Genomic DNA, 1,142 nt, shown 5'->3' with positions numbered 1-1,142 from the left:
CGCGTTCACGCAGTTCATCGGGGTACTTACGGGGAGCAGCCATGATCGGCATCCTTCCGGGTCTTCGATGTCTCCATCAAACCCGGGGCGATTCAAGGTTCGTGGCTCCGACGGCGCGCGCGAGTTGGTTGCTCAGCTTGCCGACCTCGGTGCCGCTGTCGCCTGTGACGTTGAAATTCACCCCGTGCGAAAGGTTAGCCAACACCATCACGTCGGCGCGGGACAGGCAGAGGTGCTGGGAGTCGTTGAACCAGGCCGGTTGAAGGCCGTGTTCTGCGCCGAACGCCGACAGGACCTCGACCGCAGTGGCGGCTCTGGTCCGGGCCAGTGCCCCAGCCAGCGAGTGCGGGGATGCGGATGCCCACATGGTCACCGCCGCAGCCGACCTGGCATGCCAGGTGGCGTTCTGGAACACCAGCTTCTCCCACGACTCCGCATAGACCCTGTCAGGGTTCTCCCCATCCACGACGGCCGGCTCGCTGCGCATCGAAGGGCGCAGATCTAGGGATAGCGGCATGTAAAGGGTGTTTAGTAGTACGACAGGGTATTCCGGGTCAGTCCAGGGCTCGTTGTCCGTATCACGGTAGAACTCGCGCAAGTCGGCAACCGTCCGCTGGAAGCCATAGGTACCTTCCAGACTCTTCAGCAGACCGTTGTCATCGTGGCCGCAGAAGGCAAGGTAGCGACGGTACGCTTCGGGGTAGTGCCAGCACAGGGCGGCGAGACCGCACAACTCCTCCAATTCGGCGATCTCCGCTTCGGTGGCACCCTTCGCGCGCCGGGACCAGCCAGGGCGATAGCTGTCCACATACTCGATCAGCCGGTCAGTCATGTCCCCGGCCGTACCCTCCCGCGGAAGCCCGCTGCCCGGTTCCTTCCTCATTTCCCCTCCTCCCGTCCCCAAAGTTCGTGGGCCTCGCCGGCTCGCTCTGCCGACAAAGAGGCACGCCTCGGGTATTCAACCGTGCGTGCCCCTCTGGCATGATCTCGCGGTGGGCCGCGCCGTAGGAGCGGAGCTTGTCGGTGACGATCACCCTCGGAACCGACCAGGTCTTCTTGAGCAGTTTGCGGAAGAACCGCCTGGCCGCGGCCTTGTCCCTTCGGCCCTGGACCAAAATGTCGAGCACGTTGCCATCGGCGTC

General features: G+C 64.0%; 1 protein-coding gene and 1 pseudogene. Both read right to left on the bottom strand.

Features of this window, described 5'->3' with window-relative positions; genetic code table 11:
- Positions 1–76: 76 nt before the first annotated feature.
- The gene (locus tag ABZY11_RS44655; RefSeq protein WP_356484641.1) at positions 77–832 is read right to left on the bottom strand and encodes a hypothetical protein; all 756 of its coding nucleotides are present in this window, start codon (positions 830–832) and stop codon (positions 77–79) included.
- A 136-nt stretch (positions 833–968) separates the two neighbouring features.
- A pseudogene (locus ABZY11_RS44650) lies at positions 969–1,142 on the bottom strand (DDE-type integrase/transposase/recombinase); the annotation flags it as partial.

It is taken from the genome of Streptomyces sp. NPDC006510, assembly GCF_040611955.1.
In the GTDB taxonomy this organism is placed as follows: Bacteria; Actinomycetota; Actinomycetes; order Streptomycetales; family Streptomycetaceae; genus Streptomyces.
The sequence above is the reverse complement of the archived record's forward strand: the minus strand, read 5'-3'. Positions and strand labels throughout refer to the sequence as shown.

Excerpts from the sequence above, each read along its gene's own strand:
- ABZY11_RS44655 (WP_356484641.1), bottom strand. The coding sequence starts at position 832 with ATGACTGACCGGCTGATCGAGTATGTGGACAGCTATCGCCCTGGCTGG.